We start from the raw sequence: 25,470 nt of genomic DNA on the forward strand, positions 1-25,470 counted from the left end.
AAGAGAAGTGGACGAGGTACGTCAAACCGACTGGCCTACAGCGACAGCCCGAGCGATTCGAGCATCGCTCGCTTGAGCCCCGCGAGCTCCGCCTCATCTTTCGCTTCTAAATAGATGCGCAGCATCGGCTCCGTTCCCGATGCGCGCACCAGTGCCCATGCCCCCGAAGTGAAGCACAGCTTCACACCGTCGATCAGCTTTTTTTCGGCGACCTCCCACGTCCCGACCCGCTTTGCTGTCCAATCTTGCATCACCTGCAAGACCAACCCCTTCTGCTCCTCAGACACCCGCAGGTCGACGCGCTGATTGGCAACGCCTCCATGCTCCGCCGCGAGCTCCGTCAACAGCTGGCGGAGTGATGTTCCACTCGTCGCGATCAGCTCCAACACCAGTAGCCCGACCAGCAACCCGTCCTTCTCCGGCAGGTGTTCCGCCACCGAGAGCCCTCCGCTCTCCTCACCGCCGATTCCCGCGCCGGCTAAGATTTCCTGGCCGATATATTTGAAACCGACCGGCGTCTCCACCACTGGCACACCATGCGCAGCTGCAATTCGGTCGATCCGGTGCGTCGTCGCCACCGTCCGCGCCACTTTTTTCAGCCCCTGCTTCCGCTTGAGCAACGAATCGGTCAACAGGGCGAACACTTCGTTCGGCGTCACGTAGGCACCGCTTGCGTCGATGATGCCGAACCGATCCGCATCTCCGTCAAGCGCCAACCCTGCGTGTGCACCTCGCGCGTGGGTGAGCTGCGCCAAATCTGCCAGCCGCTCGGCGGAAGGCTCTGGCAAGCCGCCACCGAACAGCGGATCGGGTCGATCGTGTAGACTGGCGATCACCTCGACGCCGATCTCCTCCAAGATCGGCTTTAAATATCCGATACCCGCCCCATGCATCAGATCGAGCACCACTTTCAGACCGGCGCTGCGGATCGAATCGATGTCGACAACCTGCTTGAGCATCTCGCCATAGCGCTCTCTGGGCGAAATCGGTTCGACCGCCTTGGCACGCACCGCCCGCGCGTAGGGGGTGACCAAAATCTTCTGCTCGCCCGCCTCGATCTCGCGGACAGATCGAGTGATCGCATCGGTGATCGGAGGTGTCGCAGGCCCGGCGTAGTCGGGGATAAATTTGATCCCGTTATACTCAGGCGGGTTGTGACTGGCTGTCACCATCACCGCCCCTGCCAGCCGATGCGCCCTGATCATCGCCGCCACCGCAGGAGTCGGCGCAGGAGAGTCGCACAACAGCACGTGAATGCCGTTTCCCACCAGCACCTCCGCTGCCCGTTCGGCAAACAGATGACCGATAAAGCGCTGGTCAAAACCGACGATCACCTGCCGATCATGCAGCCCTTGCGACTTGATATAGCAAGCGATCGCCTGTGTCACGATCGCCGTGTTGGCAAACGTAAAGTCCTTGGCGATCACACCGCGCCAGCCGTCGGTGCCAAACTTGATCTCAGACATCCTATCGCCCCCTTCTCTCAGGTTCCACACCTTCAGTCCCATATATAGTGGTGAGCGTCCACCAGCATGCGTAAAACATTGCAGAACCATTTGCCGATCGGTCAGCAGCAGCGGTCGCCACTTCGCATGAAAAAAGCGCAACCATCAAGTCCGATGATTGCGCGCTTTCGATATTTTTTGCGTTCTTATTGCGAGTATGCTCGGTTAGATCGTGATGATCTGGCAGGTGTTCCCGCTCGTCGGGCAGGACTGGCAGTGGTTGTTCATCTCGACCACCGTGTGGAAACAGGTTGAGCAGGAGTTAGTCTCCAACTGCACCGTCAGATGATGGATGCCAAAGCGCTCTAACATCAGCTGCTGCGCCACTCGAATCACCCGTTCGCCCTCGCCGATCGTCTTCACCGAAACTGCCAGATGAACGCTCATAAAATGCTGTGTCGGCGTCAAGCTCCAGATGTGCAGATCGGTCACCGCCGTCACATCCTCGATCGACAACAGCGTCGTTTCCACATCCTCCGGCTCCAGATGTCCAGGTGCAAATTCGAGCAGAATGTGCGCGCCTTCCCAAGCCATCTTGGCTGCGCCTGCGATGATCACAACGCCAACCAAGCCGCCCAGCACCGCATCCACCCAATACCAGTTCGTAAAGTAGATGATCGCCGCTCCCGCTAAGATCGCGACCGATGCGAGCGCATCGCCTAAAAAGTGCAGCCATGCCGACTTCGCGTTCAGGTTGTCCTTCTCCTTGCTGAGCATCCAGGTGAGCGCCGTGTAGATCAGCAGGCCGACAAAGGTCAGCCAGAACACCCAAGCGCCTGCGACGACAGCCGGTTGAAAGAACGCATGAACCGCCTCATAGACGATGTAGATGCCGACCCCGACCAAGATCAGGTTGGCCATAAAGGAAGTGACGATCTCCGCACGATACATGCCAAACGACTGTTTCCGAGTTGCAGGTTTCGCCGATTGCTTCAGCCCCCACCAAGACAGTCCCAATGTCACCAGATCCCCCGCCAGATGCCAACCGTCCGAAATCAAGGCGAGCGAGCCGGTCATATATCCTCCGACGATCTTGATCATAAAGACGACAAAGGTCAAGACCATTCCATAGCGAATCAGTTTCTCCGATCTTGCAGACAGATTTTGTTGCCCGTGATGATGCCCATGAGTATGTGTATGCATGATGAGTACAACCTCCTTGCTCCGACTTCTTCTGCATTCAGCATAGCACGAAAATAGATGAAAATCCACAAAAACAGAAGAAAAATGGCGTATTTTAATCGAGAATGATTGTCATCGTCGTTTTTGGCTTCTAAATGAATTTGATAATCTTTATCACTTAGAAAAAGTCAGGAGTCCTCGCAGATGGAGGACTCCTGTCGGAGAAGGGATAGGATTAGTCGCAACGAACAGTGGTCGTTTGTACCGGATAGCAGATCGGCACGAGCAGGAAGAACAGTACGAAGATGATCAAGAATACGACCGCCCACCGGGTGTAACCACCAAACACGCCGTACATTGCACAACAGCTCCTTTTCCAAGTTTTTGACGATGTCCACAGTTACATGAAATGCACCTATGGCCAAAAATGGAAAGGCTCTTGTCCCGCAAGCGAAAAAATAGGCGATACCCTGCAAGTCGATTGACAGCGCGGATCAGATGTGATTATATGGAATTAGACATTTAGATACTTCTTTAATTATCGAAGGGAAGGGGTACTGTTGACCTTAAACCAAGCATTCAAAGCGCTATCCGACCCGACCCGCCGCAAAATTCTCGATCTATTAAAGGAGCGGGATCTGACGGCAGGCGAAATTGCCGACCACTTCCAGATGACCAAGCCGAGCATCTCCCACCATCTCAACCTGCTCAAGCAGGCGCAGTTGGTCTGGGATGACCGACAGGGACAACACATTATCTACTCGCTGAACACCACCGTTTTTCAAGACCTGCTGAAATGGGTCTTGCATTTCTCATCAGGAAAGGAATGATACGCATGAAGAAACACTTCCTTCCGCTGTTGATCATTTTGGCCACATTTGGAATTGGTCTTTGGGCCTATCCGCAGTTGCCAGACATCGTGCCCTCTCACTGGGGGCCGGATGGAGAGATCGACGGCTATTCGAACAAGAACACCATTCTCTGGATCATGCCAGGCATCATGCTGCTCATCTATCTGCTGCTCCTCTTCCTCCCGAAGATCGATCCGAATCGAGCCAGCCAGCCGCGCAATCAAAAGGTGCTCGTGCTGATCAATACGCTGGTGATGGTGATTCTGCTCGGCATTCACTGCCTGATCATCTCCGAGTGGCTCGGGTTCGGATTTGATATGTCAAAGCTGGCCCCGGTGATCGTCGGCGCGATTTTCTTGGTGATCGGGAACTTTATGCCGCGGGTTCAACACAACTATTTTGTCGGCATCAGAACCCCGTGGACGCTGGCGAATGAAGAGGTGTGGCGGAAAACGCACCTGTTCTCCGGCCGTGTGTTTGTCGTCACAGGTCTGCTGCTCTTGTTGTCTCTGCTGCTCCCTTCTTCGTGGCAGCTGTACTCGCTGCTCACCCTGATCATCGGCAGCACGCTGGTGATCTTGGGAAGCTCGTATTATTTCTATAAGCAGTTGGATTCGGTGCGGTGAGGGTGTTGTGTGGGTCTCTTGGGTTTGAAAGATAGAGTATGAAGGTGAACAGATGTTTGACCAGACGTCCGTGTGGATACGGGCGTCTGTTTGTTTTTTCGGTGTTTGGTGGCTGCTGTGAAGGGAGAGAGGGAGGGGATTTGCTGAGGAGCGGTGAGTATCGCTAAAGCGTTATTCAGGTGATAAAATTCAAGCATTTTCATGTGCGTATAGGCATATTAGAGGAATATTATACTGATACGGGTTAAGTTCTTTTGGACCGCCGACATGGCAGACGACTTGCTCCACCATCGCAGGAAAGGCGGCGGGCTTGTTCTCGAATGGGATGACCGCAAGCTTCTCGTTCCAGCAGTTGATCACAACGGCTGTATGCGTCCGCTTGTGCAAATCGACCCCGACATATATAAATCGCTCTTTTCTGTGCTTCATCAAGCATCCCTCCTTGGTTTCATTAGGCTGACCGGGCTTGCGAGAAAAACGTCGGCATCGTCTGTTTAGTGCCCGATTCCGATTATTGCTGAGACTTGGATATAAACCGCTGGAAGTGAACCCACTTATAATGATCCAATAAAGCCGAATATCCGTTCATCGTATCGACCAATCCATCCAGTGAGATCAGAAACTTCCCTGCCGACGTGATTAACTCGCCCATTTCATATCCGACCTCAGCGTTGCGAAAGAGTCGCCATATTTCAGTAACGAGGATGGCGTCAAATCTCTCGCGGCGCATGTCTGCAAGGAGCATACTCAAACCTGGACGATCACGATATGAAGATGTGACTGCACAGGTGTCGACGTATACACCAGCAATGATACCCCGGCATTTTGCTTCTGTCCGCAGCATCTGAAGCTGCGTCAAGAGCGAATCGACTTGTTCTTCACCGTGCCTGTCCTCTTGCACATACAGCGCCATCCTATACGATGGCAGGTGGTTCATGATCATGCAAACATCACCTTCCGCGAGTAATGATCGGTACGATCCGCTTGTGACCGACAATTAAACATAAACCCCACTCACAGCATGGATGCCGCCACATCCCGTCAAATAAAAAGCTCCAGCCCACTACTGGCTCAAGCTTACCAGCCGCAATTCATTTTTGGCATCCCTGCGCCATTCTGCGAAAAGATCATCGCGCATCGAACGTAGACTCTGAATTTCTTCGCGGATTTGCTGCCGCCGCTGCACACTTGCATTCGCTTTTCCATGCTCAAGGACAAGTTTGCAATGTTCTCTTGCAATGGACAAGAGCATCTGCTCTTGCGTATCGTCCAATTCAAGCCCGGCTAACGGACGAGCGCTTGCGACAGCGGAACCGCTTGTAGACAACGATTTTTTCTCAAGTACAGCAGGCATCAACAACCCCCCCCCCCCCAGCAAAAGTTTTGTTGATGTTACCTTGGCTTGGCGAGGGTTGCAAGTCGTTCGGTACAATAGCAATGGATATATTTTCATAAGCAACTGAGAGGGACGTTTGATCGAGCTTTCACCGCAACTCATCGGATGAAACAATCAGACCTCAAGGGGGCTATCCTTGAGGTCTGACTTCATTATGAAAATTGTTTTAGAAAAGCGGTCATCCAGTCAATTTTTGAACTATACTCTCTTTGATTATACTCCCAGTACTCGATAAATCTTTGTTCGCATGTCACATACTGGGGGTACAAACTCCGAACTAACTCTATCAGTTCTGTACTGCCGCCCAAAACGGCATGTCCTTCGTGAGAAATCATTACTCCCCAACTGCCGCACGTTGAATAAATTGCGTTTTCTAATACAACAGGGATGTCTGTATAATCCTCGAAGGTAGAAGAACTCGTACCCTCCCAGTGACCATGTTCGTATGATCCACCCGTTGAGGATTCGGAAAAACAGTCACCTTCAATTTCTGATAAATAGAAGTCTTCTTCCCCAAACTGGCTGATTGCTTGGCAAAGAACATTAAAGTGCTCATGTTGCAGATAATACCCATCAGTAGGAAATAAAAGTAACTTCGCTTGAATATTATCAGTAAAGCAGTTGTCAAAAGGATCTTTGTTCTTGAATACCTTTAGAAAATTATCTTCAAGGGTTTTTACGACTACATCTCCAGAAACTTTTTTCATATCAGCCCTCCAAAAACTTAATTTTCCGAACTCCACTAATTCCGTTTACATCGATTGTCGGAGGACCTGATTTGGAAGACGCTCGATAGGTAAACGTAACCCCATTAGCATCTTTTCCGACAAAAACCCCTGGTGAAACTTCTGAGTAGCTGCTGACTTGCGCCTTAAAGAAACCCAAAGCATCATTTGCATTCCCTTTTATTGCCTTAATATCCTTTTGGTCAGCTTGTGCCAGCTTCTTTAGATCACCTGCACTCATCTTACCCCAACATGGATTTGTATTATGAACCCAAATCCCAAGGTCACTAACGAAATAGGTATGGAACTCATCAACCGTCATGTTGTAGACCGTGACGTGCTTTTGTTCCAGTTCGATGCTCTCAATCTTGAGTGTATTCCCATCGCTCTGAACAAGCAAGTCTCCAACCTTGAGGTTTTTAACGAACGTCCATCCTTTATCCTTAACAAAGAATGGATGATTGAAGGTCGACTCAATCGTCTGACCGCCCACGTGGATGCTGTATATTTCATCCGTTTCATGGTTATATGTCGCCGTAACCTCTTTATACGCTACCTCGCCAGTCACTTCATCCTTCGAGAGAACCTTATCTCCGACCTCAATGTCTTCAATATCCTTCTCCCCTTCGTCTGTTAAAACGCTCGTTCCTCCTACAAAGCAATTACATCTCCATGCCTTTTGAACTAACTTCGTTACTCTCCCTGACTTATCAATCTTACTTCCAATTTTAGCAACTTTCCCTATCGCTCCATACGGTACAAACGATATCGCTAATCCCATGATTGAATCTGCAATTACTTTGGGGTCTCTGGAATACAGGAGATTAAATACACTTTCTGCTCCTGTCGTTTTATAAACAGCGATATCCCAAATATTCTTTATAAAATACTCTGCATCACTTCCATATCTATGGAATCCGGTTTGTTCATAAATGTAAACATCCATCAAACTATGTCCACTCGGATCCACAAAACTGAGCGGGTTATTCTGCACATACGTATAGAGATTAAGACTGAGCGGGTTGTTCGTCTGCCCCTCATACGTATCCTCATTCAAAAATCGACCTTGACTCGGGTCATACCAACGAGCACGAAGATAGATCAGAGATGTGGTCGGATCTTGCAGTTCACCAGCGTAACGGAAGGAATTATGCACCTGCTCCTGTGTGGTAAGCACGTTACCCCAAATATCATAGGAATATTTGTTGAGCAGTGCTCCGTTTTCATCACGAATTTCTGTGACATCTCCATGCCCGTTATGAAGATAGTAGCCTTTCTGCCCATCCGCCGTTTCCAGCGATACAAGCCCATTGCCACGAAGATAACGAACTTTCAATGTTGCAACGCCATTCGTCACTTCAGCTTCTGCGATGATCTCCTCACCATCATAATAGTAGCGAGTGGTAACACCATCTGCTGTTCTTTCGTATAAGAGACCGTCACCGTTATATCGATAGCCTACCTCATTACCTTCAGGAGTTGTAACGTGAATTAGACGATTCCACTCGTCATATTCAAAGTCCCCAACGATGGCCGGATCTCGAGGACTGGAACTGCCCACGGACTTGCGATTCCCTCTCAGATCATAGTCATACGTTTCTAGGAACTGGCTTGAGGTCTTGATACGACGCTGTTTGTCATAGGTGAAGTTAAAAAATGCTCCGTTTTCCACCTTCTGCGTTTGGTTGCCGGCCGCATCATATTCGAAAGCAAACGTGTTTATGTCAGAACCAGCTGGGTCTTTCTGAGTAAGAGTCAGGAGTCGCTTATTCGCATCGTACGTTTTGTTCAATGCGACACCGTTGAGGAGCAATTCTGTTTTTACCTGTGCGACAGCATTGTACGTATATTCCGCCTCCGGTATTGCTTTATCTCTTCCAAGCGAAACGGTTTGAATCTGATTGTTCCTATCACTATAGTAGAATATCTCACGGCCAAATGGATCTGTTATCATCCCTCGATTGCCAGCTAAATCATATTCATATGCGATCGACCTACCATCTGGATACTGAACAGACTCCAAATATCCAAGCTCGTTGTACGCATAGACAGATTCACCGAGCGCATCGATCATCTTGGTACGCTTCCCTGCGAGATCATACTCATAGGTGACCGAATCATTTGGTGTGGATTTGCTCTTCAAAAAGCCCCGACTGCTGTAGGTATTGATAATCGTTTGGCCTTTTCGGTCAATCGTTTTGACCAAGTTACCAACGGCATCATAGTAAAACTTTTCAACTTGTCCTAATGGATCGACTTTTTGGATGGTTCGTCCTAACACGTCATACGTTTTTGTTGAAGACTTGCCATCGGGATACAAAACTTTCGTCTGATTGCCCAACAGATCGAACGTGTACGACGTGACCAAACCGTCTTGGTCGGTGACGCTGGTCAATTCTTGAGCCGCGTTATACGTATAGCCGATGCGGTTCCCCATTCCATCCTCTTCATAGATTGTATTGCCAACAAGGTCGTAACCCAACTTTTGTTGCATTTGATTTCCGTTTACCGGATCGATTGTCTCATTTTGAACAATACGTCCCAGCTTATCATAGGTCTCTCGTTTCGTAGCGCCATCTGCATCGGTGGTCTCGATTGTACGTTGGATGTCGTTGTAATACACAGTTGCTTTGGTCAGATCTGCCTTTGTGATTTCGATCGCTCGTGACCACTTGTCGTACTTCGTTGCCGTACGGTTTCCCCGCGCATCTTCTTCCCAAATCGGTTGGCCTGAGTTGTCATACCCATATTGGAACTTCGTCTGATAAACGCCGCCGAGCGTCACTCCGGTGTGAGTCTGCCAGCCTAATTGGTTGAATTTCGTGTGTCTCTTCAATCCAAGCTCATCGATGACTTCGATCTCATTTTGAGAATCGAGATAGTGAACCGATCGGTACGATGAATCAGGGTTGTTCTGATGGATCATCCGCCCTAACTTGTCGTATTGGTAGGCGGTGCTGTTTCCATTACCATCCGTTCGCTTGGTCATCTGTCCAAGGGAGAGATCGTACTCAAACAATTGGGTGCTTGTTTGAAGATTTCCGTCAATATCGTTTGATTGAACTGTCAGTTTTGTCGGAAAAGCGTTTTTGTACTGCGCACCATATTCAAATTGTTGAAGTAGATCACCGTTGTTGCCCTTTTCCCGAGAAGAGATCACATTCCCATAACTGTCGTATTCGTAGTTCGTTTGTCTGAGCAGCTGATCGTTTTCTTTCATTTGAACCTGTGCCGGGCTTCGCTGCGCGTTGTATGTGAACTCTGTCTTTTTCGTCTTGGTTGACGTGAACGGCTCTGAGACGCTTTTCAAAAGATGTGTTACTGAATCGTACACGAACGTGTTGGTGATGCCGTTCGGATCGGTTGCCGTGAGCACATTTCCATACTCATCGAACGTTTGGGAAGTGGTCGTAGTTTCCGACGCTGTACCAGCTTTTACATAGTGCGTGCTGACTTGATTTGGTACTGGCAGTCTTCGCGTCTCGTCATACGTTTTCGTGACCACACGTTGTTCATCGTTTACACTCTGTGTGGTTTTGATGTTGTAGTAAAAAGAACCCAGAGTCGAATCGACATAGTCTTTCTTGTGATCGTATTTGGTCAAAACCCCATCTTTTTCGATCGATACGGAAAAATTCATATCGGTCGAATAGGAGCTGCCCATATCTCCGATGTAGGTGATCGTTTTTTGGTTTTTATCTTCAACCGTTCCATTGCTGTATACCAATTGATCAGACATCGAAGCGAGTCGATACGTTTCATTGACCGCAGATGAACCGAGGTATCGTTTTGTTACGTTCGGTTCATATTGGTAAACCGTCTTCGCTCCGGTCGGGTGGGTCACAGCAGAGACGAGCGCATAAGGATTGCTCGTGTTCGGTGTACTCCCCACTAAATTGAATTTTGCAGCTTTGATCGAGTAGTCATACGTAGTGCGCCGCCCCGCCGCATCTGTGACCGAAGTCAGCAGTTCTTTGTTGCTAGCAGCGGAAGAGACCTGTTTGTTGTACACTACGGTTCGATCGCCTTGCGTCAGACGAACTTCTTGCGGTGAATAGGTGATCGTGATTGCATTCCCCACCGAATTTTCAATTCGGGACAACACTTTTCCATAGGTTGCATGAGTAGTGTAGAGAAACTGCACATAGTTCCCGTATGTGTCTGTTATTTTGATCAATCGACCCGTCGAGTCAAAAAATAGCTTCTTGCCCGACTCTTCAGACTTAAGAACAGAGGCGGAGGTCACACCGTTGACAACAGTGGATGTATCAGTAGCAAAGGAAAGATTTTTCCACGGATATCCTTTGAGTGAGGATCCTGATACTTCATAAGTGCCGCCCTCTCCCAGATGAACGTACTTCTTCCCACCTTTCAATTCGACAGACGGGATCTTCCACGACCAGCCTGTACCGATCGGGTACAACGTTTCATTGTAAGACTTAACCGTCTCGTTGTAATAGCGCGTAGACGATCCGCTCGGTGTTTGAATGATGTCTGGGGAGGAGTCGCTATAGTAAAGCACATCTCGAACGCTCACATAGGTTGAGTCGCTGTACCAGGAAGTGGAGTCAATGACACTTCCGTTTTTGCTGATGATGCTCGATTTATAAGAATTCGCCTCGCTCAGCGTTGAAAATGCTGAAGAAACCACCGTGTTATAGCTTGCACTTCCAACCGCCTTTGTCGAAGATGCTGGTGTGCTGGAAACCCAATACGGGCTTACTTCATAAACATAGCGCCAGTAGGGAAGGCCGCCGCTCGTATTCCAGGGTCCGTAAGATACTTTGCTCTTCTGCGCTGTCATGGCGGCGTTCAATTCGGAATTGGTGTAATAGACAGCAGAGCCAGTTTTGTTGCTGGAGGAGATCACAATTCCCCCTTTTAAATCTGGGACATAATCCCCATTTTTATCTTCTTGGTAGTCAACCGTTTCCACCCAGGTGACGTTGTACCCTTGAGCCTGTTTTTGATATTTAACATCAAATGCTACTTGGTAATCATAATAAGTCGTAGTCGTGGAGTAGGTCGACATATCGAACAATTGAGCCGACTGGCTGGAATAAGTTCGATCTAAGGAAAAATCGAGGCCATTTCGTCCAACTAACAGCATGTCTGACGCATTTAGTGACAGAGCTCCGGAAAGGGTCGAAATGTTGTCATCGCCCATAGCAACCTTGTAAGGTGCTTCACTGATTGACGCACCCAAGTTTGGTGGCGGCGTCGTGTCAGGCTCACTCGCCAACGCGGTCGGTACCGCCACTTTCGAATCAGATAACTGGAGGCCTTGTTCAACAACGATTTTGCTTTTTGCTTCTTTCGATTTATTTGCCTGCTGTGGTTTGATGTCTTTCAGAATTTCTTTGTAAGATTTTTTGGTCCACTTCGAAAGTTTCAAAGCGTGGCCGATGTCCTCTGTAGAATAACCGCTCTTCAGCTCATCTTGAACAAACTTTTCCGACACCCGAAACTCTTTGGCAAGATTGGAGATTTTGCTTTCTGTTTTCTCGCGCTTTTCACTCTTTACTGAATATACTGGCGCTGATACAGTGAAGGCTAGCGATAGAATGAGCGTTACGATCGACAGCTTTTTAAATCTGCCCTTCATCATATGTTGTACACTCCTACATTCAAAGTTGACTGCAAGTCCAAAGATTATTGTTGATTAGATGTTACGCTTACCAAATTCCCATTCGCATCGTAGGTTAAGGTTCGCAATACTGTACCGTTTTTGAGAACCTGAGTAAGACGATTGTTTTCATCGTATACATATTGGTAATCTTTCGAGGTTTCGGTCGGCGTCTCGGCCGGTGCCTCGTTCAACGGTTCGTCGGTGATGGGATTCTCATTCGTAGCTTCTTGCTCATCAATCGTCTCCGTCGATGGGAGCTCGCCACCTTGATCCTGTCTTTCTGTGTTAATATCTAAGGGAAGTTCCGCATAAACAATCACAGACGTCGTGAAGACGATCGACATGATGGCTGTTGCGATCGACACCTTTTTTACTCTTCCATTGCTCATGAGTTGTACGCTCCTAAAAATTTGAATTGGCTTCCCATCCAGCTCTAAAGCTGTTGGGATAATCGTACACTTTTAGAATCTGAGTCGGACGATTGTTTTCTGTTGAGCCTATTTGTTGCCTATGTGGTTTCTATGAAGTTTCTTTCGATGTGTAGCAGCTAGGGTTCATTCGTTGGTTTTCAACCTTGAATTGCATACTATTACTCGAGATGTTTCTTCTCCATCACCTCTTCTTGTATGTTTTTAATATTTTCCAAAAAACCAATTTGATCAAATGATTTTCAATGTTATAAGTCACAACCATTAAATCATTAATCTTGTATGCAAAATAACTCCTCCCAAGATTTCTAGAACCCACATATAATCAGGATTGTACATTAAATATGAATGATGGTAAATACATATGTAAATAGTGTTGCAACTCTGCATCGAATTGTGTTTTCATTAAAAAAATTTTAACGATAGTTTCGTTGGTCGTCATATAGACAGCACCGAGCAGAGTGTCCTTTTATAATTTGCCACGTACAATAGGGCGCCGTTTGCACTCGTAGACGTTGGGTGCGTTTTCCTGCAGCTCCTCCGGAACTAGCTTTTCATCTCTTTCACTGCCATATCATTCAACACCTCTACGTCCTGTTTCCGCGGGAGCACTTGCGCAGAGCGAGAACTACCGAGGCAAATAGTCATCCCCTTCGAGAACATGGGCGAGGTCATACATGTATCCCCACCGTGTAAGAGTTCGGCGCAATGCACGTATTGGGGGTTGAAGAGTCAATACGCACTTTCTACCTCCTCGTGGCAGCTGTATTCGCTGCTCACCCCGATCATCGGCAGCACACTAGTGATCTTGGGAAGCTCGTATTATTTCTAAAAGCAGTTGGATTCGGTGCGGTGAGGGTGTTGTGTGGGTCACTTGGGTTTGAAAGATAGAGTATGAAGGTTAACAAATGTTTGAACAGACGTCCGTGTGGGTACGGGCGTCTGTTTGTTTTTTCCGTGTTTGGTGGCTACTTTGAAGGGAGAAAGGGAGGGGATTTGCTGAGGAGCGGCGAGTATCGCTAAAGCGTTATTCAGGTGATAAAATTCAAGCACTTCATGTGCGTATAGGCATATTAGAGGAATATTATACTGATACGGGTTAAGTTCTTTTGGACGAAGCCGCCCAATTCATTCGGCACTGGGGAGGGTAAAAAAAGACCTTGAGGATTGCCCTCAAGGTCTGCATGTACCGCTATAACTCTCTTTCAATCCTTTCAATTCTGCTTAACTCGCTTGTTTCATAGATGTAGGCTTGCTGATAATTTCTTTCCTCAATACTCCAATCTTGAGATTGACCCTGTCAAAATTCCATTAAGCCCAATGAAGAATTTCTAGCCATTATTAACAATTCATCTTCCTCAAACCTTAGCTTTAAACCGATATCAACCTCCAATTCATGGAAATCACCATCAATAGAAAGAGCCACCTTATCCCGAACAATTTTAATAGATACTACTTTGGTTGAACTCCATGCGTAAGCAAGTGCATCTTGAATACCTTCTTTGTCCTTCAAATACCCATCATTATTCGGATATTGGTCTCCACTTGATACAACTAGTTCAGGGAAACTAATCCCTTTCCCCGAATCTGTAAGGTTACTATAAATAGCATAGTTCTCTTCGTCCAAACTGACCCAAAGTAGGAATCCCATATTATGTGCAGATTCATGTTGTTTATCAGGTAAACCTGCGGTAGTAATTGAAATTCCTCTAACCACCTTACCTTTCAATTTCCTAAGCCAATTTTTGGAGCTTTCAGAGAGACTCACTTTAGTTATCTGAACCACATTCACCACACCTAATCAATAAAATGTATTTTTTGTTCTTTTATTGCTCCCTTACCATGAACCTCGACAACCGGAGTACCATCGGATGATGAAGTACTTCTATAAACTATTCTTTGACCATCCGGCATATGAGCTATTGTTGCATTTCCTTTTTGCTCAATTTTAGTAGCTCTCACATTTTTTCATTAAAGAAACTCTTAGCAGTTGTATTTCCACCAGTAAGGTTTCTAGTGTGACTTCCTCCTTGACCAGCAGTCCCATAGTAACCTTTATCATTTGGTGTAAACTTACAGCTAATATGCGTCCAAATTCCAAGATTGGAAACAAAGTACGTATGGAAGTTCTACTGTGGCATGTTGGCGGAAATCCCGATGATCGCAATCTCTTCATGAGTTGCACGAGATCGTTCCTCTTCCAACATTTTGATGATTTCGACTGATACTTTTTGTCACGCTAGATAGGGACTAGAAAAAGGCCTTATAGGACTTCCGGTCTCAACCACAGATTAACCTTAGTAATATTTTATATACGACAAGAATAGCCTTCTCAATAATTCTAAAGCTGCTTGGTCAGAAATAAACTTGAACTTCATATAGTGATCTTCATGACTTCCACCAATTTGTCCATAGACAAGTACCCGTCCAAAGCTATTTACTTCAATCTGAAGATGTGCATCAGAATCATAGTCTTCGATTGCACAACTCCCCATTAGTTTTTTATGCATATCCGATAATGAACGACTTATTAATATCGCATTTTCTTTTGAAATACAAAAGTTTGAGCTCCCTGCAAAATCACCTGATCTGACTTGGATATTCAAAGTGAGATAGTCCTCAATTGTGTATAAATGATTTACAGTCAGCTCTTGGTTTGAGGTACAAATTACAGAGTTGTCATGATCCATTGTTCGATTTCCCCTTTCATCTTGAACTGGAAAGTCAGCGGCCATCAAGTCTTTTACATATCCCCCTTACCATTCACCAAAACGGACGATTATAGGTTGATTCAATGACTTGGTAGTCAACGTTGTTCTAATAGATCTCATCCGTTCCCTGGATGATGAGGAATTCGCTGGCTAAAACGATACCGATGGGTAATTCCACACCGTCGAGAGATTGAGTAAGGCTTTGGAGGAAGTCGGGTACACAAGGCAGTCTAAGAAAATATCTCATCGATTCTGTCACGATCATAATCCAATATCCAATGATTATACTGAGCATACACCGTCTTTAATACCTCTGTATTTTCAGCTACAATATCCAAACCGCGATCGTCATAAAGACGGAATATTGTTTTATTCGTTTCATTGATCAAAAAGATGTCGCCAACAAAGCCACAGTACAATTCCTCATTGATCTCAACCACGACATCGCTAGGGCCTAATACCGTGAATCCAACTTTAATTGCCTCTATAGGGTGTTCTTAGAAGGAAATCGGGATATTCTCCTCAAGAAAGGGTATGATCAAAGTAACTGCTAGTAAGAAGGAATTGTTATCCTGAAGGCGAATGTGATTAACGAAAAGGAGTGAGTTGAACGATGTATAAAGTCGGTCAGATTATGTTATACGTAAGTAACCAAGAAGAAGCTGTGAATTTTTGGACTGAAAAGGTAGGATTTGTTTTAATTTCTGAAGAAGATAACGGTCATGGTATGAAGTGGTTCGAAATCGCTCCCACCAAAGACGCAGAAACGAGCATTGTTCTCCACAACAAGGAGATCATCTCCAAAATGCAACCTGAATTAAACCTCGGCACGCCTTCTCTGCTGTTTTTCTCGGAAAATATCGAGGAACTGCACAGTAAGTTATCGAAACAGAACATTACGGTCGGCGAGATCATAACGATGGGCCCTCGAAAGGTGTTTAACTTTGCTGATAGCGAAGGAAATTACTTCGCAGTCGCGGAGAAATAATTTCCGAACCCACTTAACTGAAAAGATCACTGGGCACGTACCATGCACTTGGTCGTTTAGGGAAAGCAAATTTTCTCCTCTCGTTCTGCATCTTTTGAACGGAGGATTTTTTATTTTGCAATGAATTTGCTTATCGAATAGGAGCGCATGGCTACAATTTCTCCATCAACTCATTTGTCAAATCAGACGTCAAAAATATTCTGAAACGATCGACGCCCTCGCTCCGCTCTCGAACTCACAAAGCACTTCTCTTCATACTCGTCAACAAACGTATCAATCGGCATTGATATACTTCGAAAAGCCCTATTACACATTCGGTATGCCAATCCCTTCTATTTAACCAAACAATCGGATCTGAGCTACAAAGTTCAAGTCATGAATGGCCGCTCTTCAATCTAACAACCCTATTCCTCAAAATATAAAAAGGGCATATGCCTACGCATATGCCCTAAACGATTCATACTGCCTTGCTTCAACAGTTTGATCGCTTCTTTCCTCTACCAACCTAACACTTGCTAAACCCGCAAGCTTCACACTCGTTGCAGCCGCCTTGACGCACCAGGGTATGCTGGTGGCACTGCGGGCAGTAGTCTTTGCCTACGTTAAACTCACGCAGCGATTTGCGAGTGCCGTTGTTACCATGACCCTCGTGGCCGCAAGCGACCTCATGTCCTGCCACCAAGGTGTCGAGATGGCGGAGCGGGAACGCTTCCGAGTGCTCGATCAGCGATTTGGCGATCGCATCGGGAACCGATGTGATGCGGCGCTCACCGAAGCCAACCGAGCTGGAGCCGCCGATACCGGAGAACGTTTTGACCAGCTCTGCCTCTTTGTTCGGGTTTTGCGAATCGGCCAGATACAGCGTGATCGCGCGACCCAACGCCACATTGGACGCATAGACATCGGAGCCCGCTTTGCCGATGTTGACAAACACTTCACGCGCCAACCCGTTGTCCGGATCATCGTTGATCGTGATGTAGGCAGAGCCGAGCGGAGTGTCCTTTTTATAGGTCGCTCCGTACAGCACATCGGGGCGCGGTTTGCGCTTGTAGACTTGGGATGCTCTTGCCAGCAGCTCCTCCGGAATCAGCTCTTCCTTCGCTTCCGCTGCCGCATCATTCGACTCCTCTGCATCCTCTTTCAGCGAGAGCACCTGCTCCGAGCGAGAACCGTCACGGTAGATGGTCACGCCTTTGCAGCCGAGTTCATAGGCGAGGTCGTACAGCTTTTTCGTGTCCTCCACCGTGTAGGAGTTCGGCGCATTGCACGTCTTGGAGATCGACGAGTCGATCCACTTTTGCAGTGCGGCCTGCACGCGAACATGATCCTCTGGGCTCAGATCCATCGCCGTGACAAAATAGGATGGCAGCTCTTCGCGGCCCTCGTGCGCGCTGTAATAATCATCGACGATCTTCGCATTCTCTTCGAACATGCCGAGGCGGGAGTTTCGATAGTAAGACCACGCATAATAAGGCTCACATCCGGTTGCACAACCGACCATCGTGCCGGTCGTCCCGGTCGGTGCGATCGTCATCGTCGTCACGTTGCGCACGCCATGCTTGCGGATCGCATCTGTCACGTGCGGCTTCTCTTTCGCCAACTGCTGCATATAGCCGGACGCGAGGTACAGATCCGCATCGAACATCGGGAACGGACCGTTTTCTTTCGCCAGCTCCACCGATTCCAAGTAGCACCATTCGGCGACCATGCCGAGCAGCACGTCGATAAACTTGGTCGACTCTTCCGATCCGTAGGTGATGCCGCTGAAGATCATCAGGTCGTGCAGGCCCATGATGCCAAGCCCGACGCGGCGCTCTCCCAGCTGGTTGTTGCGGTTTTCTTCAAACGGGTAGTAGGTCGCGTCGATCACCGCATCTTGGAAGCGCAGTCCGGTGCGGATCGCGATCTCCAGCTCTTCCCATTTGATGTGATGGAGCAAGAACTCGGTCTGCTCCTGCGCGAAGTGCTTGTTCAGCTCATCGCGAATCTGCGCTTCCAGCATCGGATTTTGAAACTCGACTTTCTCCTCCGCATCATCAAATCCGACAGCGAAGCGCGAGAGCACGACCGCGCCGAGGTTGCAGATCCCGTACGCTGGCAGACCTTGCTCGCCGCAAGGATTGGTTGCGATGATCGGGTTGAAATAGTTCGAGTTGGACATCTGGTTGTAGCGGCCGAGGAACACAACGCCCGGCTCTGCAGATTTCCACGCCGATTCCATCATCTGATCCCACAGCTCTTCTGCGCGCATCTCCTCGCCGACGTTGATCTCATGTCCTTTTGCTTCCCACGCGTGGAAATCGCCATCGAAATCGAGCATCCGATCAAGATGCGGGTAGCCCACTCGCCAGGTCTCGCCGTTCGCTTTCGCCGCCATAAATTCTTCGGAGACGCCGACCGAAAGGTTGGCGCCGGTGATCACGCCGTCCACCTGCTTGCAGGTGATAAATTTGCGGATGTCCGCATGGCGGTCGTTGAGGATCAGCATCAGCGCACCGCGTCTGGAACCACCTTGCAAAGTCAGTTGGCAACCGACGCTCATGATCTCGCCCACGCCGACCGGGCCAAACCCCTGTGCGAACACGTAGTTCCCTTTGTCGAACAGGTTCCCCCAAGAGTAAGCGCCAGAGGATCGTCCGTTCACGCCGCGCACATAGCTGTAGCGCGGGCGCAAGGAGGAGAGGATGACCGATACGCGCTTGCCGCGCCCCATCGCTTCCCACATGTCAGCGAGCGTCCCAGCGATCGTACCGCGGCGATCTCCGGGCACCAAGGTCATCCCGATCACATCTTGTACGACGATGACCGATTTTTCCAGAATTTTCTCATAAAGTGTTCCAGCTTTGATCGTCTCACCTTCAACGATCTTATGTCCTCGCTCGCGCCATTCGTCCAGGTTGCCATTCCAGCTCTCATCATATCCTTCTACGCTCGTGTCGGGGAAGGAGAAGGTCCAGTCCGCATCCTCTTCCACCGCGCGCAAAAACTCGCGGGATACGCGAACCACTTTTGAGGAGTTCGGATATGGCTCTTCCAAGAAGTCGAGCAGGTCAGCATGCCATACATCGAGCACCAGTTGCAGATCCGATTTCCGCACATCGCGCACAGGCGTGAGCGCTCCTTGTGGCGGAATCTGCGACAGGTTCATGCCGACGCCGCCAGAACGCGCTTGAATCTCCAGGGTTTGGCCAAACGAGTTGGCGTAATCGCGCGGGGTCGGACCGACGTTCGGGATGACAAAGCAGTTGTAGGAGGTCGTCTGCACCCCCGTACCCAGCGAAGCGTTGATCCGCCCGCCCGGCACATACTTCCAACCGGATTGCAGGCTGTAGAAGCGCTGCTCCCAGAGGGTAGGATCGTTGGTCACCTCTGCAGCTCCACGCGCGATGCGCTGCCACATCTGACGCGGGGTGGTCTCTTGCAGGACATCCACCTGGTCGATCGGAAGCTCTACTTGGAAGCCGTCGCGCAGTTCCACTTTGACCTGCTTGTTCGCCTCCTGCACTTCGATCACGCGCGCAAGCTCGTGATAAGCGCGCTTCTTGTCCACCACCGCTACGACCAGTGAGCCAATGGCAAGGGTTTCTTTCTTGGTGTCTTTGAGCAAGTAGCGATCCGATACGATGCGCTCGCCTGTCGGTGCCAAATAATCCTCTTCGTTAAACGGAAGTATGCTACCTTTGATCTCTGCCGTCATTGCCGTTCCCCCTTATCCTGATTCAAAAGACCGAGCACTTCTTGTGCAAACGTTTCCACATCTTTGAACTGACGATAGACGCTGGCAAATCGCACATATGCGACTCCATCGAGCGTGCGGAGCTTGTCCATCGACTTCTCGCCGATGATATCGGCCGGAACCTCTTTTTCATAATCCCGGCGAACCTCCCGCTCGACCGCATCGACGAGCGTTTCAATCTCTTCCACTGTGATCGGTCGTTTTTCACACGCGCGAATGATGCCGCGCAGAAGTTTCTCCCGCGAGAACTCTTCCCGCTTCCCGTCCTTCTTCACCACCAAGAGCGGTGCCATCTCCACTTTTTCATAGGTCGTAAATCGGCGCTGACAATCCGAACTGTCACATTCGCGGCGCCGTCGTACCACCTCTTCTGTCGAGCGTGATTCGATCACCCTCGTGCTATCATGGAAGCAATAGGGACATCTCATGGTGAAGCCAACTCCCTTCGAACCGATCAAGACACCATATATAGTGTCTTCAATGTGCACAATGGTCATTATATCCACTATATTTTGCGTTGGTCAAGACAGGCAAACGATGCGAAATAATGACTGTGCGCGTGGTAATTTGGAGATATTGTCATCAGAACCGCCTAGACAGGCGTTTCTCGTGCCAAACGGTTCGTACAGTCGTTTGACGGAGAGGAGCCCGCATCAATCCTCACTTTCCCGAAATAAGAAAGATGCGCTTTGTACGAAATCAGGAAAAAAGACCTAAGCCGAAATAAAAAAACCGCTTCTGGAAAAGAAGCGGTTTTTACAAATAAGCTACTCGACCAACCGGATCAGGTCGCTGAGCGAATCCACGATGATCGTCGGTTTTCCATCCGTCTCTGCCACATGATCTCGCTTAGAGAAACCGGAGAGGACGAGCGCGGTTCGAACGCCCGCGTTGACCCCTGCGAGGATGTCCGTCTCCAGGTTGTCGCCGACGACGATCGCCCGCTCTTTGGGCACGCCGAGCATCTCCAGCGCATGGTCGATCATTCGCGCTTCTGGCTTGCCCATGACGATCGGCTGACAACCTGACGCGGTCGCCACAGCGGCCAATAGCGAGCCCGCCCCTGGCATCAGCCCCTTCTCGGTCGGCAGCGCTTTGTCCACGTTGGTCGCCAGGTAGATCGCTCCGCTTTGGATGCGGAGCGACGCTGTCATCAATTTTTCATAAGTGAACTGGCGGTCGATCCCTTGGACGACATAATCGGGCTGCTCATCGGTGATCTCGCAGCCCGCTTCGATCAATGCGCTCCGCAGACCTTCCTCGCCGATGACATATACCCTGTTTCCCGCGCCTTGCTCTTTGATGTATTGTGCTGCCACCATGCTGGGCGTCAACACGTGTTCCGCCTCAGCGGGAATGCCAAATCTGCGCAGATGTTCGGCCACCTGCTCGGGACGGCGTGAGGAGTTGTTGGTGACAAACAGATATTTTCGATCTGTTTCGATGAGCCAGCGCAGAAAGTCTGGAGCATCTGGGATCACCTCAGTTCCCCTGTACAGCGTGCCATCCAAATCGAGTAAAAAAGCTTCCGTCCGCTTCAGCCAGCTCGTGTCGGTCAAGAAAAATCGACCTCCGGTTCCTGAACGCCTGCGCGATGGTTGATCGCGCGACCTGCGATGAACAGATAGTCGGACAGCCTGTTCAGGTAGCGCTGGATCTCCGGGTTGACCTGCTCTTCCTTCGCCAGCGACACTGCGATCCGCTCCGCACGACGGGTGATCGTGCGCGCCGATTGCAGCGCAGCAGCCGCTGTATGACCGCCTGGCAGGATGAATTTCGTCAGTGGCGGGACTTGCCCATCATAGGAGTCGATAAACGCTTCGAGGCGCGTAACCTGGTCTGCGTTGACATGGTAGCCTTTCTCCTGCACCTTCTCGACGGGCGTCGCCAAATCGCGGCCCAGGTCGAACAGCTCGCGTTGAATGATCAGCAGTTGCTCGATCAGATCTTCGGTCGCAAATTTTTCTGCGCGCAGATAGGACAAGCCAAGCCCGATCATCGAATTGGCCTCGTCGATCGTGCCATACGTCTCCACCCGAATCGAATCTTTCGGGATGCGGTGTCCGTAGATGAGGCTGGTCTCCCCTTTATCGCCAGAACGTGTATAGATTTTCATCGTTGCCACTCTCCTTCCATCTTCCTTTATCATATACGAAAAGCGCGCCGTTTCGATATAATGGGATGAAAAAGGGGGGCTGCTTTTATGAAAGTGACCGAACATGTCCATCGCTTGCCAGTGACGACACCTACCCTCTACCCAGCGACCACGACCAACGTCTACGTGGTTCGGGATGGGAACTCTGCCGTTTTGATCGATGCGGGCTACGAGCATGAGGTGGCGCATCAAGCGGTGGTCGACTATATAGAGCAGATCGGTTCGCCCAAAATCGAGGCGATTTTAATCACGCATTATCATCGCGACCATTCGCCTGGGAGTAAGTTTTTCCGCACCCATTTCGACTGCCCCGTGTATGCGCATCCTGCCGAAATCTCCTTTCTTGAGCAGGAGATTGCGCCGCTCAAGGTCGATCACACGCTGCTCGACGGCAATGTGGTCTCTGTCGGCAGTTTGGAGCTGCATGTCCTTCATGCGCCGGGGCACACGCACGGCTGCTTAAACTTCTGGCTCCCAGCAGATGGGGTGCTGTTTACCGCAGACAATATCGTCGGCGAAGGGACGACTTGGATCGGTCCCCCAGATGGAGACTTGCGCGCCTACTTGCATACGCTGCGCCGGCTCAAAACATATTCGGCAAGCATGATCGCCCCCGGACATGGCGAGATGATCGCCAATGTACAAGAAAAGATCGACTTTTTCATCGGCAGGCGACTGGAGCGCGAGGAGCAGATCTACAAGTTGGTGCAGCATCAGCGGATGACGGTCGACGAGCTGGTTGTCGCCGTTTATCAAAACACGGTGCATCCAAGCGTGATCTGGGTCGCTGAGCGGACGATTCAGGGTCACCTGCTCAAACTGGTCGGCGACGGGCGCGTCAAACAGCTGGACGGCGACCGCTACCTAGCCATCTGATCAAAAAGGAACCGTGCATCTGCACGGTTCCTTTTTGACATCGATTCGATTCCCTATTCTAACTCCTGTGCGGTCGGCGTGCCGACTCCATCGCTCGATTTCCACAGGCTGTCTGGATTTTGATAACGGCTGAGCGTCTCCAAAGCTTTCACCGTAGGCGGCACCATCTGGTATTCCCCGTTGCTCCATGTGGCGAGCGCCGCAGTTGCATCTTCCCATCCGGCTGCTGCGATCTCTCCCGCGTGCGGGATCGGCTCTAGTCCCTCTGGTAAGACCAGCAGGAAGAAGCGCGTCTCAAACCGCCGCTTCGAAAGACGGCGCGGGGTGAGACGGTGACCGAAGTAGCGCAGGAGGTCGGTCGCCAACTGGAGATCTTCCTGCTCTAAGATATCGTAAAAAGACACCTCTTTGTTCAGCAATCGGCTCCGCTGTTCTTGACATTGCTCCGTGGTGAGCAAACGTCCGCTGCTGTCGCGGGCGAGCAGTATCCCCACCTCTTCAAATGTCTCACGGAGCGCGGTGATAAAATAATCAAGGGAGAGCCCTGTCGGATTTTGTTCCAGTGGAATCGGAGCACAACGTGCTGCAAAGCGCGCATCCTGATCGCTTTTATCCATCGTGCCACCTGGAAACACATAAAAACCCGGCAAAAAACGCATCGTGTCCGGTCTCTTGGTCAAATACGTTTCCAAGCCACCTTGCGCTTTTCCACGGACCAAAATTGTCGTCGCTGCCTGTACGATCACTTCTTGCTCTTGCACGGATTTTCACACTCCTTCTCACTCTTCCCATTCTACACCGTCTACTCTATTAAAAGCAAAAATCCCTAGGGTCGATTGACAGATTCAATGCCAACATGCCGCTAGGGATTTTATCTTAGTGACCAATCGTAAGCTTGAAGATCGCGATCAGACCGATGCCGACGCCGACGACGAACAGCGGAGCGAGAAGAACGTCCATCAGCCCGCGTTGCTTAGCGTTGTTGTCCGTAACCGGGTTCGGGTTCCCGAAGTTTGCCATGTGAAGCCACCCCCTTATACCTATAGACGATTTTATCGGATGGTCAGGAAAAGAACAATAGCGTATCCTACCATTTTTCGATCAACTACTGCTTTCGCTCATCGAGCGGCAATCGAATGTGCACAGACCCGCCGACTGGCGCTCCGATGACCTGAAAACCTTTGTTCAACCAATAGCGGTACGCCTTTTCGTTTTTGATCTGCACGTGGCCTTCGATCAGACGCACACCTTGCCGCTTCGCGTTCGCAACAAAGTGCTCGAAAACCTGTTTGCCGATCCCTACGTTCTGCTTGGCTGGCACGATGATCAACGAGCCCCAGTAGATCCGATCCGAATCTAGTTTCTCATAACAATAGTAGCCGATCGGTTTGCCGCCCTGCTCGATGATGATCACATGGTCGCACTTGTTGACCAGCTGCATGACGACCTCTTCATTCAACGGAGAATGGGTCGACTCCTCAAACACGCGCTTCATCGTGAGCAGTGTGACACGGCAAATAAAAGCGTTATCACGCTCTTCGCGCGGTCGGTAGCGAAGCGGTGGAGCGGCTTTCACCTTGACTTTCACGGTCGGCGTTGCGATCGTTTTCATCGTGGTTTTCGCTGACTGTTTCGCTCGCTCCCTGCTCTTTCTGCCTTTTTTCTGCATGTGCCCCGGCCTCCTTCTGCAAATGATCTTCTATCATATGATCGTCTGTCGCAAAAGGAAAAGCGATGTGCTGTCTGCCATAAACGGTGCCAAGCCCTTCTTCGACTTCATCTAAAGAATGGCTTGGGCGTCGCGCGATCGTAAGGATCAGGGCTTCCGACTCTGCTGTGAAAGGTTGAAGTCATGATCTCGACGATCCAGATGTTCAAGCTTAGACTTCAAGGAGATTTTTATAGTAGATCACCGTCGCCTGGAGATCGCCCGACGACGATTTCGCATAGCCAGGAATCCTCCCCGCTTGTTGGTAGCCGATCGACCGATAGAGATCATTCGAAGGATCGCTCTCTCTGGTGTCAAGAACGATCAGCGTTCGTCCCTCTTGCTTTGCCCTTGCTTCTGCTCGCTGCATAAGCGCACGTCCGACGCCCTTGCGTCGATAGGCAGGATCGGTCATCAATTTGGCGATCTCGGCTCGATGGTTGCCGTTTTGCTTGCTGCACAGCTGTAGCTGTATGCTCCCCGCGATCTGACCGTCTATTTTCGCGACAAATAGCATCACGTCGGACTGTACAGCATGACGCCAATAGCAGATCGCCTCCGCACGTTCCACCGGGGGTAAAAAGCCGATCGAAGCCCCCTCTTCCACCACTTGAATCAACAGGTCGGAAAGTTCCTCAAGGTGCTCGTCTGTCGATTTCAACTCTTCTATTTCCATGCCGATCATCAAGTTCCCACCTTGTCTTATCGTTTTGCTGTCTTATCGTACTCACTGCTTCATTTAGCATAGCACCGATTGTCGATTTGAGGCAAAAGTGCACCAATTTAAGCAACAACAAAAAAATGCGCTCTTCTTCGTTTTTCGAAAAAGAACGCATTTTGCGGAAGTCGATAGGACTTCAATATGGTGGAATCGAGAGGAATCGAACCTCCGACCCCCACCGTGTCAAGGTGGTGCTCTCCCTCTGAGCTACGATTCCATAGGGAATGTTCCCTGAAAACCGGATGCGAATGTGAGTCGAAGAAAAAGAACTTAGGATAAGCCCTCGACCGATT

At 49.6% G+C, this 25,470-nt stretch carries 24 protein-coding genes and 1 tRNA gene; 4 read left to right on the forward strand and 21 right to left on the reverse strand.

Annotated features, from left to right (window positions below; genetic code table 11):
- Positions 1-35: 35 nt before the first annotated feature.
- The 3 genes from ACFSOY_RS19495 to ACFSOY_RS19505 form a co-directional block, all read right to left on the reverse strand.
- Positions 36-1,466 (reverse strand): phosphohexomutase domain-containing protein, encoded by a 1,431-nt coding sequence (locus ACFSOY_RS19495; RefSeq protein ID WP_386049540.1) that lies wholly within the window; start codon positions 1,464-1,466, stop codon positions 36-38.
- A gap of 204 nt (positions 1,467-1,670) precedes the next feature.
- On the reverse strand, positions 1,671-2,648 hold the full coding sequence (locus ACFSOY_RS19500; protein WP_386049541.1) for a cation diffusion facilitator family transporter: 978 nt from the start codon (positions 2,646-2,648) through the stop codon (positions 1,671-1,673).
- Positions 2,649-2,862: 214 nt separating this feature from the next.
- Positions 2,863-2,985 carry a hypothetical protein gene (locus ACFSOY_RS19505; RefSeq protein WP_386049542.1) on the reverse strand — a complete coding sequence of 41 codons (123 nt, stop codon included), beginning with the start codon at positions 2,983-2,985 and terminating at the stop codon, positions 2,863-2,865.
- A gap of 202 nt (positions 2,986-3,187) precedes the next feature.
- On the opposite strand from ACFSOY_RS19505, the gene ACFSOY_RS19510 reads away from it, so the two are divergent.
- Entirely contained in the window at positions 3,188-3,457 is a 270-nt protein-coding gene (locus ACFSOY_RS19510; protein ID WP_386049543.1) for an autorepressor SdpR family transcription factor, read from the forward strand.
- A gap of 5 nt (positions 3,458-3,462) precedes the next feature.
- Positions 3,463-4,104, forward strand: a complete 642-nt coding sequence (locus ACFSOY_RS19515) for an SdpI family protein (RefSeq protein ID WP_386049544.1) — start codon at positions 3,463-3,465, stop codon at positions 4,102-4,104.
- 189 nt (positions 4,105-4,293) lie between these two features.
- Here the strand turns inward: ACFSOY_RS19515 and ACFSOY_RS19520 are convergent, their stop codons facing one another.
- From ACFSOY_RS19520 to ACFSOY_RS19560, 9 genes are all read right to left on the reverse strand, one after another.
- Positions 4,294-4,533, reverse strand: a complete 240-nt coding sequence (locus ACFSOY_RS19520) for a hypothetical protein (protein ID WP_386049545.1) — start codon at positions 4,531-4,533, stop codon at positions 4,294-4,296.
- An 82-nt stretch (positions 4,534-4,615) separates the two neighbouring features.
- On the reverse strand, positions 4,616-5,047 hold the full coding sequence (locus ACFSOY_RS19525; protein ID WP_386049546.1) for a recombinase family protein: 432 nt from the start codon (positions 5,045-5,047) through the stop codon (positions 4,616-4,618).
- A gap of 120 nt (positions 5,048-5,167) precedes the next feature.
- Positions 5,168-5,458 (reverse strand): hypothetical protein, encoded by a 291-nt coding sequence (locus tag ACFSOY_RS19530; protein WP_386049547.1) that lies wholly within the window; start codon positions 5,456-5,458, stop codon positions 5,168-5,170.
- Positions 5,459-5,652: 194 nt separating this feature from the next.
- Complete coding sequence (locus ACFSOY_RS19535) at positions 5,653-6,207, reverse strand: hypothetical protein (RefSeq protein WP_386049548.1); 555 nt, start codon at positions 6,205-6,207, stop codon at positions 5,653-5,655.
- Position 6,208: 1 nt separating this feature from the next.
- A complete protein-coding gene (locus tag ACFSOY_RS19540; protein ID WP_386049549.1) occupies positions 6,209-11,833 on the reverse strand; it encodes a polymorphic toxin-type HINT domain-containing protein in 5,625 nt (1,874 codons plus the stop codon).
- Between the two features lie 44 nt (positions 11,834-11,877).
- Complete coding sequence (locus ACFSOY_RS19545; protein WP_386049550.1) at positions 11,878-12,243, reverse strand: RHS repeat domain-containing protein; 366 nt, start codon at positions 12,241-12,243, stop codon at positions 11,878-11,880.
- 1,339 nt (positions 12,244-13,582) lie between these two features.
- Positions 13,583-14,068 (reverse strand): hypothetical protein, encoded by a 486-nt coding sequence (locus ACFSOY_RS19550; protein ID WP_386049551.1) that lies wholly within the window; start codon positions 14,066-14,068, stop codon positions 13,583-13,585.
- 511 nt (positions 14,069-14,579) lie between these two features.
- A complete protein-coding gene (locus ACFSOY_RS19555; RefSeq protein WP_386049552.1) occupies positions 14,580-14,972 on the reverse strand; it encodes a hypothetical protein in 393 nt (130 codons plus the stop codon).
- A 251-nt stretch (positions 14,973-15,223) separates the two neighbouring features.
- Positions 15,224-15,433, reverse strand: a complete 210-nt coding sequence (locus ACFSOY_RS19560) for a DUF3885 domain-containing protein (RefSeq protein ID WP_386049553.1) — start codon at positions 15,431-15,433, stop codon at positions 15,224-15,226.
- A gap of 173 nt (positions 15,434-15,606) precedes the next feature.
- On the opposite strand from ACFSOY_RS19560, the gene ACFSOY_RS19565 reads away from it, so the two are divergent.
- Positions 15,607-15,981: a VOC family protein gene (locus ACFSOY_RS19565; protein ID WP_386049554.1), complete on the forward strand. Its 375-nt coding sequence runs from the start codon at positions 15,607-15,609 to the stop codon at positions 15,979-15,981.
- Between the two features lie 505 nt (positions 15,982-16,486).
- On the opposite strand, the gene ACFSOY_RS19570 is transcribed toward ACFSOY_RS19565, so the two are convergent.
- From ACFSOY_RS19570 to ACFSOY_RS19585, 4 genes are all read right to left on the reverse strand, one after another.
- Positions 16,487-19,678 carry an adenosylcobalamin-dependent ribonucleoside-diphosphate reductase gene (locus ACFSOY_RS19570; protein WP_386049555.1) on the reverse strand — a complete coding sequence of 1,064 codons (3,192 nt, stop codon included), beginning with the start codon at positions 19,676-19,678 and terminating at the stop codon, positions 16,487-16,489.
- The gene (nrdR, locus tag ACFSOY_RS19575; RefSeq protein WP_386049556.1) at positions 19,675-20,145 is read right to left on the reverse strand and encodes a transcriptional regulator NrdR; all 471 of its coding nucleotides are present in this window, start codon (positions 20,143-20,145) and stop codon (positions 19,675-19,677) included. The genes ACFSOY_RS19570 and nrdR overlap by 4 nt, the downstream gene beginning before the upstream one ends.
- A 339-nt stretch (positions 20,146-20,484) precedes the next feature.
- Positions 20,485-21,258, reverse strand: coding sequence for a TIGR01457 family HAD-type hydrolase (locus ACFSOY_RS19580; protein ID WP_386049562.1), 774 nt, complete (start codon positions 21,256-21,258; stop codon positions 20,485-20,487).
- Between the two features lie 14 nt (positions 21,259-21,272).
- Complete coding sequence (locus ACFSOY_RS19585; RefSeq protein ID WP_386049557.1) at positions 21,273-21,833, reverse strand: cob(I)yrinic acid a,c-diamide adenosyltransferase; 561 nt, start codon at positions 21,831-21,833, stop codon at positions 21,273-21,275.
- A gap of 87 nt (positions 21,834-21,920) precedes the next feature.
- Between ACFSOY_RS19585 and ACFSOY_RS19590 the strand changes: the two genes are divergently transcribed.
- Positions 21,921-22,748 carry an MBL fold metallo-hydrolase gene (locus ACFSOY_RS19590; RefSeq protein WP_386049558.1) on the forward strand — a complete coding sequence of 276 codons (828 nt, stop codon included), beginning with the start codon at positions 21,921-21,923 and terminating at the stop codon, positions 22,746-22,748.
- A 53-nt stretch (positions 22,749-22,801) separates the two neighbouring features.
- On the opposite strand, the gene ACFSOY_RS19595 is transcribed toward ACFSOY_RS19590, so the two are convergent.
- The 5 genes from ACFSOY_RS19595 to ACFSOY_RS19615 form a co-directional block, all read right to left on the reverse strand.
- Complete coding sequence (locus tag ACFSOY_RS19595) at positions 22,802-23,509, reverse strand: NUDIX hydrolase (RefSeq protein ID WP_386049559.1); 708 nt, start codon at positions 23,507-23,509, stop codon at positions 22,802-22,804.
- Between the two features lie 115 nt (positions 23,510-23,624).
- On the reverse strand, positions 23,625-23,768 hold the full coding sequence (locus tag ACFSOY_RS19600) for a hypothetical protein (protein WP_386049560.1): 144 nt from the start codon (positions 23,766-23,768) through the stop codon (positions 23,625-23,627).
- Positions 23,769-23,853: 85 nt separating this feature from the next.
- On the reverse strand, positions 23,854-24,417 hold the full coding sequence (locus tag ACFSOY_RS19605) for a GNAT family N-acetyltransferase (RefSeq protein ID WP_386049561.1): 564 nt from the start codon (positions 24,415-24,417) through the stop codon (positions 23,854-23,856).
- A gap of 211 nt (positions 24,418-24,628) precedes the next feature.
- On the reverse strand, positions 24,629-25,132 hold the full coding sequence (locus ACFSOY_RS19610; protein ID WP_386049563.1) for a GNAT family N-acetyltransferase: 504 nt from the start codon (positions 25,130-25,132) through the stop codon (positions 24,629-24,631).
- A gap of 187 nt (positions 25,133-25,319) precedes the next feature.
- Positions 25,320-25,394: transfer RNA gene (locus ACFSOY_RS19615), tRNA-Val, on the reverse strand.
- Positions 25,395-25,470: the final 76 nt, after the last annotated feature.

Origin of the sequence: Tumebacillus lipolyticus (assembly GCF_042682745.1) — a bacterium.
GTDB lineage: Bacteria > Bacillota > Bacilli > Tumebacillales > Tumebacillaceae > Tumebacillus_A > Tumebacillus_A lipolyticus.